We start from the raw sequence: 16,273 nt of genomic DNA, 5'->3' as shown, positions 1-16,273 counted from the left end.
GAAGACGACGAGGTTGATAGGTTCGGGGTGGAAGCACAGCAATGTGTGTAGCTGACGAATACTAATCGGTCGAGGGCTTATCCTAAAGAGCTTATATGGTCCATACAACCTGTAAGCAACAGCTAAAGTTCAGCAGCAACATCTTTCGTATCCAGTTTTCAGGGCGCAATGCCTTGTATAACTTTACCCATGCGCGTATGGCGGAATTGGCAGACGCACCAGACTTAGGATCTGGCGGGCGACCGTGGGGGTTCAAGTCCCTCTACGCGCACCATACTTTTTAAACTCAGGCCATGCATAGCATGGCTTTTTTGCATGCAATCATATAAATAAAAGCAGTCGCAGAGTTCCGGCAATCATTCCGGTGCCCTGCGACTATTTGGCGTGTATGGATTCGAAAAAATTGGTTTATTGAGCTTCCTCGTCGGCCGAGGGTCCGTAGACGCCCGGGACTGGAATATCGAGAAGTCGAAAGAATACCCCGAGCTGCGCCCGGTGGTGAACCATGTGGCTTAATCCGAAGGTGCGGAGCGCGATTGCCCGCGATTCACGGCGGATGATATGGTTGCCGTGGCGCAGCGTCCATTCCGCGCTGAGTGTCTGCTCGTCGCATTCGGCGAGCAGCTTCTCCACCTTGCTGACGTTCGCGTCGAACTCGGCCAGAACGTCAGCGGGTTTCTCCAATGGCTCCCGCCTTCGCGGCAGGGTGGCAAGATCGAGCTCAGGGTACTGAAGAATCGCGATTTGCCAGTTCAGAAGGTTGGTAAGGTGCGTGGCCAGTCCTCCTAGCGTCATCGATTTCTCGTGGGGCTTCCAAGTCATATGCTCTTCGGGCAAGCGTTCCAGAATACGCCGTGTATTGGCCAGTTCATGCGCTGCATCGCCGATGATCAGTTGTTTGTACATGAATGCATCTCCTCCCATATGGATAAGCATACAATAAAATTCCGTTATGTGGAAATATCTAGTCTCGGTCGTATGACGTTTTGTCGTTCGGGGTGCGGATAAGAGTCGAGAAAGTGTTAGATGATGGTCGGGAAATGGATAGAGACTATATTTTTCAAGCGATATGATAAAGGGGGAAGTTATTAGATTTAGGGGGATAACCGCGCTATGCGAACTTTTACACGAAGCTTATGGGATGATCGGCCCGATGTTACTCTGACGGGTTACCTGCTCCATAACTCAAGCGAGTATCAGACGGACAAACGCCGTCCGGCTGTTGTCATTTGTCCAGGAGGCGGTTATCTGATGACATCGGATCGAGAAGCCGAACCTGTAGCAATCCGATTTGCAAGTATGGGATATCAGGCTTTTGTGCTTCGCTACTCGACTTATGCAAAAGGAGGCGCGCTGGGCAGCTTGCATGTGACAGAACCGCATGGATCGCATTATCCTCAGCCTCTATACGACCTGGCCAAAGCGCTTCAGACCGTACGGGCGCATGCAGACGAATGGATGATTGATCCAGAGCGGATCGTCGTAGCCGGGTTCTCCGCGGGCGGGCACGTGGCAGCGTCTCTTGGCGTACATTGGCATGAGCCTTTCCTGCAAGAAAAGCTGGAGACCGAAGACATAAGCTGGAAGCCCGATGCGCTTGTTCTCGGTTATGCCATAACGGATTACGTTTACATGAGGGAACAATTCAGCAAAACGGCGCATAGATGGCCCGAAGGATTTTTTGACATCTCCAATCTTGCCGTATTCGGAGTTCCAAAGCCAACCGAGAACCAATTGGAGGAGCGTTCTCCGGTCCGTTACGTGTCCGAGAAGACGCCGCCTTCTTTTTTGTGGCATACAGCCGATGACCACATTGTATTCGCGGCTAACTCATTGCGGTTTGCGGCTGCTCTTGCCCAGCACAAGGTACCTTACGAGCTGCACGTATTTGAATCGGGTGTTCACGGCTTGTCCATGTGCGACGAGATGACGGCCGTCGATGATACCCAGTTGAATGTGGAAGCGGCGGTTTGGTTCGATATGGCAGCAAAATGGCTGAAAAAAAGATTCAACCTATGAGCATTAGCCGCAATGTGTCTAATACATTCGCGATAACTTAAATAAATAGTCGGACAATCGGCAAACTATGTTAAACGGGAGAATAGAGTAGAACCGTCTGATAACAAAAACAAAATTCATAGATAGTTCCGACAGGGGGAATAGGCGTGTTTGGCAGTTTAACGACAATCCCTTGGAGATCGATAAGGGTCAAGCTGGTGCTTGGCCTTCTATGCATTACGCTTCCTCTGATTGCCATGCTGATTTACAACAACCGATACAGCGTGGATGTTATTCATAATCAGGTCGCTAATTCGAATAAAAATTTGGTTTCCGTCTACATGAAGCAAATAGACGACCAACTCTCCGAGGCAGAGCGTCATATGATGGGATTGATGCTCACAGATTTCAACTTGCTGACGATGGGCGAGGCGAGCTCGGATGATGCTTACGTCATGGCCAAGAACAGCGTGAATCGCAGGCTGGCTTCCGATCTTATCGTATATCCTTATATCGACGGTTTTTTTGTATATTCGGTTACGAGGCACGATATGGTGGAGGTTTCACGAGATGATCTCAGCTACAACGAACTGGAAAATCTTCGAAAGACGCTGGTGGAGAAAGTGAGGGTGCTGGACGAGTCGCCTAAATATCAGAATGCGGAGTGGGCCGTTCAGCGGATTAACGGCGAAAGCTATATTTTGCGGTTGTTTGGCGAGGGCGATATTTTCATTGGCGCATGGGTGAAGGCGGAGTCGTTGCTTGAACCGCTTCGCGTTATGGACATTGGCGATACGGGTTCAACGCTGATCGTAGATTCGGCTGGAACGACATTGTTCAGCACGCGCGAGCTAGCTCATGAAGGACTTGATTTTACGGCAGGGTTCGAGCATTACTACTTGTCGGGAACGAACAAAGATTATCTCGTCGTAGGCGAATCGTCGCAAAAGGGAAACTTCAGTCTAGCTGCTGTCGTCCCGGACAAGCTTATTCTTGAAAAACTGCCTTATCTAGAGAAAGCGGCAGTTATCGTTCTTATGATCGCCCTTGTGCTGCTGCCGCTAAGCTTCTGGTTTCTCCGCAAGGTGCTGCTGCTGCCGCTGCAGAAGATGACGATGGCTATGCGGCGAATCGGTGAAGGTAATTTCAACATGAAAATCGAGGAAAGCCCGGTATCCGACGAGTTCCAGCTGGTGAACCGCACGTTTAACCAAATGATCTCGCAAATCGAGGAGCTGAAGATCCATGTATACGAGGAGCAGCTTAGCAAGCAAAGGGCAGAGATGAAGCATTTGCAGCTGCAGATCAACCCGCATTTTTTTACGAACTCGCTAAATATCGTATACAACTTGGCCCAAGTGAAGCAGTATGAATTGATTCAGGAAATGACGATGTGTCTCGTTCATTATTTCCGTTACATGCTCCAAAGTAATCATCCATTCGTGCTGCTGAGGGACGAGTTGCAGCATGTGCGAAATTTCTTGCGCATTCAGCAATTGCGTTTTCCCAATCAATTGAGCTGCATGATCGAGGTGCCAAGCTATCTTCAGGATACGCCTATTCCTCCGTTATTGCTGCAAACCTTCGTAGAGAATACGATCAAGCATGCCGTTCGCATGGAGCATCCGATCGTACTGGCGATCGAGGCGGTGCTGGATGAGGAGTCGGAAGAACCAATGGTACTGCTTACGATCCGCGATAACGGGAAGGGGTTCTCGGAGGAGTCGCTTGAGAGCATTCGGTCCGGCAAACAATTAGTGGATGACAGGGGTGAGCATTTCGGTTTGTGGAACGCCAGAGAGAGGCTGCGGCTGCAATACGGGGAGCAGTCGTGGATGGAATGCTACAACGATGATCCGCAAGGGGCGATCGTGGAAATCGGAATACCTTTGCGCATAGAAACCGGCAGAAGGGAGGGGAAGGGCATTGCGTCAGCTTTTAATCGTAGATGACGAGCTTATTGCCGTAGAAGGGCTGAAATCAGGCGTACGGTGGGAGGAAATCGGCATTAGCCGTCTGTTCGCGGCCTTTAGCCCTAATCAGGCCAAGGAAATTTTTCAGGCGAATCAAGTGGATATACTGCTGTGCGATATTGAAATGCCTCAAGGAACAGGGCTGGAATTGCTGGAATGGGTGAGGCAGCATTATCCCTCGACGGAGACGATATTTTTGACCAGCCACGCCGACTTTCATTATGCGAAGCAAGCGATCCAACTAGGCAGTTTGGATTATTTGCTCAAGCCGATTCCTTATCGGGATGTCGAAGAAGCCGTGAAGCGAGCCATTACCAAGCTCGATCAGGAAAGCAAGCTAAGCGAATTCAGCCAGTACGGGAAATATTGGGTGCAGCATCAACCGCTTCTCGTCGAGCGTTTCTGGCTTGATATATTGAATCAATCGATTCCGAGCGTTGCGAAGGCGATTGGGATAGCGGCGGAAGAGCGGAACATCCCCTATTCGCAAGAGATGACTTTTTTGCCGGTCTTTATTCATATAAGGAGATGGCACAAAAAGATCACGATACGCGAAGAGAAAATCATGGAATACGCCATTCGCAAATCGGCCGAGGAAATCGTGCTGAACGAGCTGGAAAGCGGATTGTTGATCACTCTTGGCGATAGCTGCATGTTGGCTCTCTTAAGGGGAGAACTGAAAGACATGGCGGATAAGACGAAGCTGAGATCTGCATGCGAGACGTTTACCGAGGCGTGTCAAACGTATTTTTATGCGGGAGTAACCTGTTATATAGGAGAAATTACGCAAGGTCATCATATGGCGGAGATGGTTCTTAAGCTGCGCGGGCTCGATTCGAACAACGTTGCGCACGACGAGGGCGTCTTCTCTCTGCAAGATGCGCAGTCTCCGCTCCATGGGAGCTTGCCGCACGATATGGGCTTGTGGGCCGTACTCCTAAAAGAAGGCACAAGCGAGCAGTTGTTGAAGGCGACGGAGAGCTACATTCATAATTTGGTCTTATCCAATCAATTAAATTCGGAACTGCTTCATCAGTTCGTTCAAGATTTTCAGCAGATGGTCTATTACGAGCTTCAAGTGAAGGGCATACAGGCGCATCACTTGTTCGGCGACGAAGCTTCCAAGGCGTATTACACCTTCGCTACCCGTTCCGCCACCGATGCTTTGGTCTGGATAGCACATATTGTAGACAAGTCTATTTCATTCCTATCGACGATCAATCAATCACAAAGCGTGACGGACAAGGTGAAGGCTTATATTCACGAGCGTCTTGCGGAAGACCTGTCGCGTGAAGAAATCGCGAATTACGTTTATTTGAATCCGGACTATTTGACCCGAATATTCAAGAAAGAAACCGGCTTGTCGGTGTCCGATTACGTGCTGCAGCAGCGGCTCGGGATGGCTGCAGGCTTGCTCGTCAATACGGAAATGTCAGTCAGCACGATAGCAAGCAAAGTAGGGTATGCGAATTTCTCGCATTTTTCCCGCATGTTCAAAAAGTACATGGAGCTTAATCCGATGGAATATCGGAGCACGTATCAGCAAGAGCGTCCGGCAACCGAAAGTCGAGAAAGTGACAGAGATAGGTCGTGATCGGAGCAGAGGGGGCAAGCCGCGCCATCGTACAATAAATTCAGAAATAAACATTATACGTAAAGCGGGGGAGATAAGATGAAAAAAACGATGTCAGGCGCTATCGCGCTGCTCATGTGCTGTGCATTGATCTTGGCGGCATGCGGCAAAGGAAACGAAAGCAACAACAACGAAGCCGGCAAGGGTAATCAAGCCGAAGACAAGATCGAGGAAATTACGATAGCTTTTCCGCTCGTCACGACTTCACCGAAAGATCTGCAGCTGGTTGAAGACCAGATTAACCTCATCGCCGAAGAGAAGATCAAGACTCGCGTCAAATTTTTACCGATTAACGGGGGCGATTGGGTTCAGCGCATGAATCTGATTTTCAGCGGAGGAGAAGCGCTTGATTTAACATATGTCGCTGGCGGCATGTACAGCAATATGGTTGCCAAAGGACAGCTCATTCCGTTGGACGAGCTGCTCACGCAGCACGGTGAAGGCATAATGTCCTCGTTGGGAGAGAAATATGTCAATGCAACCAAAGTTAACGGCAGCATCTACGGCGTTGCTACGCTACGCGATTTGGCGGGCAGCTACGGTTTGACGATGCGGAAGGATCTGGTCGACAAGTACAACATCGACGTAGACGCCATCCAAACGCTTGACGATGTGGCAAACGTATTGAAGACAATCAAGGATAACGAGCCGGGCGTCGTTCCCTTAATTCCGGGTGCGCCGGGCCAATCGTTCCGCGACAACTTCGTTTTCTATGATTCGCTTGCCGATAACATGGGCGTCTTGCCGAACCATGACAACGGATTAAAGGTAGTCAACCTCTACGAAATGCCGGAATACAAAGCGTTTGTCGAGCGTATCCGCGAGTGGTATCTGAACGGTTACGTCTTGCAGGATGCGGTAACGAATAAAACGACTACTTTCGAGTTGATCGGCGCAGGCAAAGCATTCTCGTATCTCGCTCTGCAGAAGCCGGGATTCGCGGCGCAGGAAACCAAAGCAAGCGGAACGGAAATGGTAGCGAAAGAGCTGCTTGCTCCGGTTGCGACAACAAGCAATATTACAGGCGCCATGTGGGGAATACCGGCTAACTCAAAAAACCATGAAAAAGCGATGAAGTTCCTGAACCTGATGTATACGGACAAAGATATTGTCAACCTGTTCGACTGGGGCATTGAAGGAACGCACTATGTGAAAGCAGGCAGTGCGGACGATTCTATTATTTCGTATCCGGAAGGCAAGGATGCGGCTTCGGTCGGCTACAATATGATGGGTTGGATGTTCGGTAATCAATTCCTATCCTACGTGATGCAGAACGACGATCCGGACATTTGGGTCAAGACGAACGAGTTCAACCAAAACGCCAAACCGTCCAAGGCGCTTGGCTTCGTATTCGACGGGACGGCAGTTAAGACGGAATACGCAGCGGTATCCAACGTTGTTACGCAATATAGGCTTCCGATTGAGACAGGCAGCGTGGATCCGGCCAAAATGCTGCCGGAGTTCATTGCCAAGCTGAAAGCGGCGGGCATCGATAAGATCATTGCCGAGAAGCAGAAGCAATTGGACGAGTGGGCAAAAGGAAATTCAGCGCAATAACAAACAAACGGATGGAAGAGGTGGCCCGGTCAATTACGCGTTGGCCGGGTTTTATTTTTCCCCCGAGGCTAGGAGAAAGGGAGAGAGCATGGTGAATATGATAATGCGTCAAAAGAGAAAGATTAGCTTTCGCCGGTACATTCCGCTTTACATCATGATGCTGCCGGGTTTGCTTTATCTGGTCATCAACAATTATTTGCCGCTGTTCGGCCTATCGATTGCTTTCAAAGATATCAATTATACGAAGGGCATATGGGGAAGCGACTGGATAGGCTTTCAAAACTTTCGGTATTTGTTCCAAACGACGGACGCTTTCGTTATAACACGGAATACGCTGCTCTACAATGCGGTCTTCATTATCGTCGGGTTAAGCGTAGCGGTCGGCATCGCGATCCTGCTTAATGAAATCAGAAGCAAGATGGCGCGAGGCTTCTATCAAAGCGTCATTCTTATGCCTTTTTTAATTTCTATGATTCTAGTCAGCTATCTCGTATATGCCCTGCTTAGCGCCGATTCGGGTTTCATTAACAACACGGTGCTGCCGATGCTCGGGCTGAACCCGATCTCTTGGTATCTCGAACCTAAATATTGGCCTTTCATATTGACTATCGTTCACATTTGGAAGGGAGCCGGTTATTCCTGCATCGTTTTTCTTGCGGCTATCATCAGCATCGACCGCGAGTACTACGAAGCTGCGGAGCTGGACGGCGCTTCGAAATGGATGCAAATTCGCAAAATTACGCTTCCGATGATAACGCCGATTATTACGATGCTGACACTGCTTGGCATCGGGCGCATTTTTTATTCCGACTTTGGCCTATTCTACCAGGTGCCTATGAACTCCGGAGCGTTGTACGAAACGACGAACGTCATCGATACTTACGTATTCCGGGGACTCATGCAATTAGGCGATATCGGCATGTCGGCAGCGGCGGGCTTCTATCAATCGCTGGTCGGCTTCGTGCTGGTACTGGTATCCAATTATACGGTTCGTAAGTTCGATAAAGACAACGCATTGTTCTAGGAGGATTTGAAATGACAAAAGAATATCGCGGCTGGCAATGGGCGTCGCATTTGATTCTAGGCTTGTTCTCGCTGGCTTGTATCCTTCCCTTTGTGTTGCTGTTCATGGCTTCCATTACGTCGCCGGACGTAATCGTGACCCAAGGATACACCTTCTTTCCTTCCAGCTTCAGCCTGGCTGCCTATGAATATTTGCTGCAAAACTCGAAAATGATCTATCATGCCTACGGCATTACGATCATGACTACGGTGATCGGAACGATCGTGAGTCTTCTAATAACGTCTCTGCTTGCCTATCCGTTATCACGCAAGGACATGCCTGGCGGCATGATCCTGTCGTTCATCGTATTTTTCACGTTGCTGTTCAACGGCGGACTCGTGCCTACCTATATGATCTATACGCAAATGTTCGATATCAAAAACACGCTTTTCGCCCAGATCGTACCGTGGCTGCTAATGAACGGCTTTAACGTCTTACTCATGCGGGCGTTCTTCATGAACAGCGTTCCGACGCCCGTTATCGAATCGGCGAGTATCGACGGAGCAGGCGAATTTACGATCTATTACCGTATCGTGCTGCAGCTGTCGCTGCCGATTATGGCCACAATCGGACTGTTCCAAGCGCTTGCTTATTGGAATGACTGGAATAACGGCCTCGTGTTCATTACGGATTCCACCCTGTTCAATCTGCAAAATGTGCTCAATCGCATTATGAGCGACATCGAGTTTCTGACGAGCAACAGCAATATGGGGACGGGCAGCATCATCAAGCAATTGCCAAGCGAAACGTTCCGTATGGCCATAGCGGTCATCGGCATTTTGCCGGTATTGATCGCGTATCCTTTTTTCCAAAAATACTTTGTCAAAGGGTTGACGATCGGCGCAGTCAAAGGCTAATCAAGATTCGTACCGGGAGGTTGCAAAATGATTGGATTATGGCATGCGATTGTCGCTACGCCTTCAATGCGAATGAAAATGCAATTCAAAGTTTCGAAGAAAGCGGCATATACGCTCGATATAGCGACGGAACCGCTGTCGATACCGATTAAGATAGATTCGCTCGTTGTCGAAGGCAATCAATTAAGAGGAACCGCATCGGCGTTCTGGATGCCGGGCAAAGAGATCGTTGTCCGGCTTGTCTTCCACGAGGAAAATTTCGAAGGCAGCATCGATATTCCCGGGCTCGGGGAACTGCCGTTGCAAGGAAAACGCGGACGGGGACCTTTCCTGTCCGAAGCGTTGATCGAGGAAATCCGTCCGTATCGGAAGAGCGGCGTTCAAGAACGTACGGATGGGGACATTCAATCCGCGGCAGATTCATTGCTGGGGCGCATGTCTCTGGAAGAGAAGGTCGGTCAGATGTTCCAAGTGCTGGCGTCGAACTTCTCGTTCGGCAACTCGGTTGCCAGCGATCCGCCGGAGAAGCTGATCGCGGAAGGAAGAGCGGGCTCGGTGCTGGGCGCGTTCGACGTTAGCCGCGTGTTCCAGTTGCAGAAGATTGCCGTCGAGCAATCGCCGCATGGCATTCCGCTTCTGTTCAACGGCGATATTATCCACGGCTCGCAGACGATCTTTCCCGTACCGCTGGCATGGTCTTGCAGCTGGGATATGGACGCCATTAAAGAGGCCTGCGAGATTGCGGCGAAGGAGGCCAGCGCTTCCGGTACAATGTATAACCACGGACCGATGATCGATATCGGCCGCGACCCGCGGTGGGGCCGCGTAGTGGAGGGAGCCGGCGAGGACCCTTACTTGGGAGCCCTCATAGCGAAAGCGCAGGTTGAAGGATTTCAGGGTGATTCGCTGTTCGGCGAGGAGACCATCGTCGCCTGCTTGAAGCACTTTATCGGTTACGGAGCAGCCGAGGGAGGCCGAGATTACAATACGGTCGACCTGTCCGAAGCGACGCTTAGGAACGTGTTTTTGCCGCCGTTCCAAGCCGGCATCGAAGCTGGCGCGGCATCGGTCATGAATGCTTTCAATATTTATCAGGGCGTGCCGGTAGCGGCGAACGAGCCGCTGCTGAGGGGGCTGCTGCGCGAGGAGCTTGGCTTTGACGGCGTTCTGATCTCCGATTATGGAGCGGTCGATGAGATCGTAGCCCATGGTCATGCCAAGGATGTGGAGGAAGCCGCGCAAAAAGCGGTTAGGGCTACGATGGACATTGAAATGGCTACTCGCTCCTACGAGCACTTGCCGAAGCTGGTGCGGGAAGGAAAAGTTGAGGAGTCGTTGATTGACGATGCGGTTCGCCGCATTCTGATTCTTAAATACAAGCTTGGACTGATGGATGATCCATTCCGGTATATTCGTCCGGAGAAGGAGCGCGACTATCATTTCCACGAGAGCCATCTGCAGGCTAGCTTGGAGCTTGCCCGCAAGTCGATCGTGCTGCTGAAAAACGACGGCGTGCTGCCGCTTGCCAAGGAAAGCGGGCGAATCGCGCTGATCGGACCGTTCGCGGACAGCAGGGATCTGCTTGGCCCATGGCAGTTCTCGCGCTTCAGCCATGAGACGGTTACGTTGTATGAAGGGCTGCTGAACAGGGATATACCGGAGAACCGTCTGCTCTATGCGCAAGGCAGCGGCGTTAATGAATCGATTCAAGGCGGAATTGAAAAAGCACTGGCCCAGGCATCGCAGGCCGATCTCGTTATTCTGGCGCTTGGCGAGAATAGCGATATGTCCGGAGAAGCTGCTTCCCGTCTGAGCATTATGCTTCCCGAAGCGCAGCAACGATTGGCCGAAGCGGTCGTAGCGCTCGGCAAGCCGGTCGTGCTCGTGCTGACGAACGGCCGTCCGCTTGTCCTGGATTGGTTCGAGAAAAACGTCAGCGCGATAGTGGAAACCTGGTTCCTCGGCTCGCAGGCAGGGAATGCCGTTGCTGATGTTCTAACGGGCGGATACAATCCATCCGGTAAGCTGACGATGAGCTTCCCGGCGCATCAAGGGCAAATCCCGGTATACTACAATCATTTTCATACAGGAAGACCGCTTACGGCAGAAAATCGAAATAGTAAATATATTTCTAAATATTTGGATGGGCCGAACGAGCCTCTATATCCGTTTGGTTACGGTCTTAGCTATACGAGCTTCGACTTTTCGAACGGGAAGCTCAATCGAAACAAGATAGAGGGCGACGAGAAGCTGACGGTTTCTATGACCGTTACGAATAAAGGCGAAGTTGCGGGAGAGGAAACGGTACAACTTTATATTCAAGACTTGCACGGCAGCATCGTGCGTCCGGTCTTGGAGCTGAAGGGTTTCCGCAAAGTATGGCTGGAGCCGGGAGCCAGTCTGGATGTCGCATTCGAGATCGGGGAGCGGGATTTGGCATTCTGGTCACCAGCCGTGGGTTATGCGGCAGAGCCGGGCGAGTTTATCGTTCATGTGGGCTCAAGCAGCCGGACGGCTTGGTCGGCGAAGTTCGAATGGAAGGCAGTCAAGCAGATCCAGGTAGGAGAGGGAGGAAGCGGACATGAGTAAGCAACGAGAGATCAAAGCGCTGATCGGACAGATGACGCTGGAGGAAAAAGCGGGACTATGTTCCGGACTGGATACATGGCATACGAAAGGAATCGAGAGACTTGGCATCCCGTCTATTATGGTTACGGATGGACCGCACGGGCTGCGTAAGCAACGGGCTTCGGCCGATCATTTGGGCTTATTCGACAGTGTTCCTTCAACCTGTTTTCCGTCTGCCGCAGGGGTGGCAAGCTCGTGGAATCGCGACTTGATCGAGCGGATGGGGCGTGCGCTCGGTGCGGAATGTCAAGCGGAGAATGTTGCCGTGCTGCTGGGACCGGGCGCGAACATTAAGCGTTCCCCGCTTTGCGGCCGCAACTTTGAATATTTCTCCGAGGACCCTTATCTTTCCTCGGAGATGGCTGCCCATCACATTAGCGGCGTGCAAAGCGAAGGAGTAGGGACGTCGCTTAAGCATTTCGCGGCGAACAATCAGGAGCATCGACGGATGACGTCCGACTCGATCATCGACGAGCGCACGCTTCGGGAAATCTATCTGGCCAGCTTCGAAGGCGCGGTGAAGAAGGCGCAGCCATGGACGGTTATGTGCTCGTACAACAAAGTAAACGGCGAATTCGCCGCGGAGAACGAGACGCTTCTGACGCGCATACTTAAGGATGAATGGGGCCACGAAGGGCTTGTGGTGTCCGATTGGGGCGCCGTGAACGATCGCGTGAAGGGGCTGGCTGCCGGCATGGAGCTGGAGATGCCCTCCAGCTATGGCGAAGGCGATCGTGCCATTATAGACGCGGTCAATAACGGCAGTCTGCCGGTCGAGAAGCTGGATGCCGCCGTAGAGCGTTTATTGAAAGTGGTTTTCCAAGCGGTGGACAGCCGCAAGCCGGACGCAGTCTTCGATCCGGAAGCCCATCATCAGCTGGCGCGCGAGGTTGCCAGAGAGGGCATGGTGCTGCTGAAGAATGAAGAAGGCATACTGCCACTGAAGCGAAGCGGCAAGCTCGCAGTGATCGGCGCGCTCGCCAAGGCGCCGCGCTATCAAGGAAGCGGAAGCTCGCAGATTAATCCGACTCGCTTGGAAAACATAAACGAGGAATTGACGCGGTCGGCAGGCGCCGGGGCGATACTCGCATACGCTCAAGGCTATGAGCTTGACGGCGACGATGTGAATGAAGCGTTGACGCGGGAAGCGGTAGAGCAGGCAAAGGCGGCCGATGTTGCCGTGTTATTCGCAGGCTTGCCGAAGCGTTACGAGTCGGAGGGCTTCGACCGCAAGCATCTGCGCATGCCCGCGAATCAGGTGGCACTAATCGAATCGATTGCCGCCGTGCAGCCGAATCTGGTTGTCGTGTTAAGCAATGGCGCTCCGATCGAGATGCCTTGGCTCGGCAGCGCCAAAGCGGTGCTTGAAGCTTACTTGGGAGGCCAAGCGCTTGGCGGCGCAATCGCCGATCTGCTGTTCGGCGACGCGAATCCGTCCGGCAAGCTGGCAGAAACATTCCCTGTTCAGCTTAGGGATAACCCATCCTACCTCTTCTTCCCTGGTGAAGGAGATAAGGTGGAATACAGAGAGGGACTATTTGTCGGCTATCGTTATTACGATAAGAAAAAGCTCCAGCCGTTGTTCCCCTTTGGGTATGGTTTAAGCTACACAACGTTCGAATACTCGGACTTATTGGTCGATAAACGGGAGCTTAACGATACGGAAACACTGACCGTATCCGTGAAAGTGCGCAATACGGGCAGCAGAGCAGGCAAGGAGATTGTGCAGCTCTACGTCGGGGATGTAGAAAGCAGCGTGATACGTCCCGACAAAGAGCTGAAAGGCTTCGATAAGGTAGAACTCGCTCCCGGAGAGGAGAAGACGGTCTTGTTCACATTGGACAAACGAAGCTTCGCTTACTACGATGCGGAGGCTGGCGACTGGGCAGTCGAGACGGGGGCGTTCGATATAGGGGTCGGCAAGTCGTCGCGGGAAATGGTTCTCTCCGAACGAGTAACCGTTGTATCTACGGCCGTGCGGACAACCCTATTCCACCGCAATTCGACGGTGTCCGATCTATCGAAGACGGAGAAGGGGGCGGCCTTCGTTCAGCAGCTTATCGGGATGCTGCCGTTCGCCGCCTCGATCGGCGAGGAGCATAAGGAGATGCTTAGAGCGTTCATGGAGCATATGCCGCTGCGCGGTCTGCTTTCCTTCAGCGGAGGCAGGTTTACGGAAGAACGGCTCGCGCAAGTGTTAGTAGAGTTAAATAAGGACTGAAGAGGAAGGGGATGCTCACATGAAAGATACACTACTACTCTATCCGCAGCCTCGCAAGGCGGAGAGACTCGAAGGGAGCTCGGCGCTTTCGGCCAGCTTCTCGGTAAGCTGCCTGGGCGCAGAAGCTGAGTCAGCAGCGGGAGCATTGCGCATGAAAGAGCGGCTGGAGATGGCAGCAGTGAATGCGGGGGCGGGTGCGGATGCGAAGGAAGCGTCGACGGCGACGGAAGTGCGGCTCGGCCGCTCCGATGAGCTTCATCCGCAGGGCTATGTGATCGAGTGGAACGGTGAAGGGCTGCAGCTTCTTTTCAACGAAGTGGAAGGCTTGCACTATGCACTTGTATCGCTGGAGCAATTGATGGCTCGACAAGGACTGTCCTGGGATCACTTCCGAATCGAGGATGAACCGGATTTCCCCGTGCGCGGACTTATGCTCGATATCGGGCGAAATAAAATTCCTAATTTAGATACTATACTTTCCTTGATTGATCGGATGTCTGAGCTGAAGCTTAATCATTTGCAGCTGTATATGGAAGGCTTCAGCTTTGATTATGAAGCATATCGGGACTCGTTCCCGGACGCGACGCCGATCAGCGCCGCGGAATTCCGAGAGTTGGATGCTTATGCGAAGGGCAAATTTATCGATCTCGTTCCGAATCAGAACTGTCTTGGACATATGGGGCCTTGGCTAGCCAAGCCGGCCTTTGCCGAACTGGCGGAGCATCCCGGTGGTCAGCAAACGCCAATCGCCATCAAGCTGCCGCCGGTTACGTTGAATCCGACCGATAAGAGGTCGATCGATTTGGTGAAGACGATGTTCGGCGATCTGCTGCCTCACTTCTCTTCGGACTACGTAAATATTAATCTGGATGAGCCGTTCGGTCTTGGAGCGGGACAAAGCAAAGCAAGAGCGGATGAGATCGGAATAGGCAAGCTGTATTTGGAATATGCGGAGCAGGTATTCGACATCGTCCGCAGCTACGGCAAGCGTATCTTGATGTGGGGAGATATTATAACGAAGCATGAAGAGATCATTCCGCTGCTTCCGAAGGATGTAACGGTTCTGGATTGGAATTATGAGGGACAGAAGACATTCGAGCCTCATTGCAGGCTGTTCAAGGAAAATGATGTGCCTTTCTACGTATGTCCCGGAACTAGCTCCTGGTCGGCGATTACGGGCAGAGCGGATAATATGATTGCCAACGTCTCCGATGCGGCAATTAACGGGAAAACATACGGAGCCGGAGGTTTTATCGTAACGGATTGGGGCGATTCCGGCCACTGGCAGCCGATGGCTGCCAGTTATCCGGCTTATGTATATGCCGCAGGAGCAAGCTGGCAAGTTGACGCCAATGTCGGGGCGATGGAGCAGGTGGAGCAATACGTATCCGAATGCGTCTTGCGCGATCGCAGCGGCGGAATAGGCAAGCTGCTGTTGGAGCTTGGACGCTATTACCATCTGGAGCAAAGCACGCTGGAAAATATGACGTATACGAGCTATTTGCTCAATCGCGGTTTGTCTACAAGAGAGAAGCTGGAATCGGATACGGCTGTATTGGTCAAGCTGCTGGTAGAGATCGGAGGCAGCGGCACACCGTTCAAGCTAGATTACCGCTACAACGAGATGCAGGAGTGGATCAAGCAGCGCGAAAAAGAGCTTGGGCGGGTACAGCTTCAGATCGCGGATGCGGATACGGTCGTCGCCGAATTGGCGAATGCGATCCGTCTCATCGCGCATGGCTCAGGTCTTCATCGTTATATTTACCGCATTGAGCTGCCGGATAGCGAGGCGGAAGGACAGTGGCTGCGGAAGCTGAAGGCTGATCTTGCTTTGATTATTGAGGAATTTAACCGGCTTTGGCTGCAGCGCAACCGGAAGGGCGGCTTAGCTGACAGCAACCGTAATTTGTACAAGCTGTTGGGGCAGTATGATGAGCGGCTGCGCGAGCTGGAAGCGGGGCAGGCGTAGTTGAATGGCTGTTCTTTAGTTCAAGAGTGACTAAGGAACAGCCTGTTCTTTTGAGAGGAATAAATCGACTATTAATTAAATAAATGAATGTAATCATAAAATAAATAAAACATTTTTAAAATAATGCTTGCGCTCTTCTATATAAACATGGTATATTCTAATTCCGGCCGAGAGAAACACACGCCGGACACGAAAGAAAAGATTGTTCTTTGAAAACTGAACAACGAGCGAAACTGCCAGTTAAGAAGCTTCGGCTTCTAACAAAAGCAATACAAAGTAATGAGCAAGTCGAACTACCTTTATGGAGAGTTTGATCCTGGCTCAGGACGAACGCTGGCGGCGTGCCTAATACATGCAAGTCGAGCGGAGTTATT

10 protein-coding genes, 1 tRNA gene and 2 rRNA genes are annotated in these 16,273 nt (G+C 51.6%); 12 read left to right on the top strand and 1 reads right to left on the bottom strand.

The window, feature by feature from the left end:
* Positions 1-85, top strand: a 23S ribosomal RNA gene (locus AC0YN0_RS31060); the annotation flags it as partial.
* A 106-nt stretch (positions 86-191) separates the two neighbouring features.
* Positions 192-274: transfer RNA gene (locus tag AC0YN0_RS31055), tRNA-Leu, on the top strand.
* A gap of 134 nt (positions 275-408) precedes the next feature.
* Here the strand turns inward: AC0YN0_RS31055 and AC0YN0_RS31050 are convergent.
* On the bottom strand, positions 409-906 hold the full coding sequence (locus AC0YN0_RS31050) for a DinB family protein (protein WP_475824698.1): 498 nt from the start codon (positions 904-906) through the stop codon (positions 409-411).
* 207 nt (positions 907-1,113) lie between these two features.
* Here AC0YN0_RS31050 and AC0YN0_RS31045 point away from each other — a divergent pair, with 207 nt between their 5' ends.
* The 10 genes from AC0YN0_RS31045 to AC0YN0_RS31000 all read left to right on the top strand — a co-directional run.
* On the top strand, positions 1,114-2,019 hold the full coding sequence (locus AC0YN0_RS31045) for an alpha/beta hydrolase (protein ID WP_475824697.1): 906 nt from the start codon (positions 1,114-1,116) through the stop codon (positions 2,017-2,019).
* A 146-nt stretch (positions 2,020-2,165) separates the two neighbouring features.
* Positions 2,166-3,950 carry a sensor histidine kinase gene (locus tag AC0YN0_RS31040; RefSeq protein WP_475824696.1) on the top strand — a complete coding sequence of 595 codons (1,785 nt, stop codon included), beginning with the start codon at positions 2,166-2,168 and terminating at the stop codon, positions 3,948-3,950.
* Positions 3,925-5,565 (top strand): response regulator transcription factor, encoded by a 1,641-nt coding sequence (locus AC0YN0_RS31035; protein ID WP_475824695.1) that lies wholly within the window; start codon positions 3,925-3,927, stop codon positions 5,563-5,565. Before AC0YN0_RS31040 ends, AC0YN0_RS31035 begins: the two co-directional genes overlap by 26 nt.
* Before the next feature lie 78 nt (positions 5,566-5,643).
* On the top strand, positions 5,644-7,161 hold the full coding sequence (locus tag AC0YN0_RS31030) for an ABC transporter substrate-binding protein (protein ID WP_475824694.1): 1,518 nt from the start codon (positions 5,644-5,646) through the stop codon (positions 7,159-7,161).
* Between the two features lie 103 nt (positions 7,162-7,264).
* On the top strand, positions 7,265-8,185 hold the full coding sequence (locus AC0YN0_RS31025) for an ABC transporter permease (RefSeq protein WP_475824693.1): 921 nt from the start codon (positions 7,265-7,267) through the stop codon (positions 8,183-8,185).
* Between the two features lie 11 nt (positions 8,186-8,196).
* Positions 8,197-9,081, top strand: coding sequence for a carbohydrate ABC transporter permease (locus tag AC0YN0_RS31020; RefSeq protein ID WP_475824692.1), 885 nt, complete (start codon positions 8,197-8,199; stop codon positions 9,079-9,081).
* Positions 9,082-9,108: 27 nt separating this feature from the next.
* Positions 9,109-11,670, top strand: coding sequence for a beta-glucosidase BglX (gene bglX / locus AC0YN0_RS31015; RefSeq protein ID WP_475824691.1), 2,562 nt, complete (start codon positions 9,109-9,111; stop codon positions 11,668-11,670).
* Complete coding sequence (locus AC0YN0_RS31010; RefSeq protein WP_475824690.1) at positions 11,663-13,930, top strand: beta-glucosidase; 2,268 nt, start codon at positions 11,663-11,665, stop codon at positions 13,928-13,930. Before bglX ends, AC0YN0_RS31010 begins: the two co-directional genes overlap by 8 nt.
* Before the next feature lie 19 nt (positions 13,931-13,949).
* Positions 13,950-15,899, top strand: a complete 1,950-nt coding sequence (locus tag AC0YN0_RS31005; RefSeq protein WP_475824689.1) for a beta-N-acetylhexosaminidase — start codon at positions 13,950-13,952, stop codon at positions 15,897-15,899.
* A gap of 298 nt (positions 15,900-16,197) precedes the next feature.
* A 16S ribosomal RNA gene (locus tag AC0YN0_RS31000) occupies positions 16,198-16,273 on the top strand; the annotation flags it as partial.

The organism is Paenibacillus sp. J22P218 (assembly GCF_056269195.1).
Note: the sequence above shows the minus strand (reverse complement) of the source record. Positions and strands in the feature narration are given on the sequence as shown.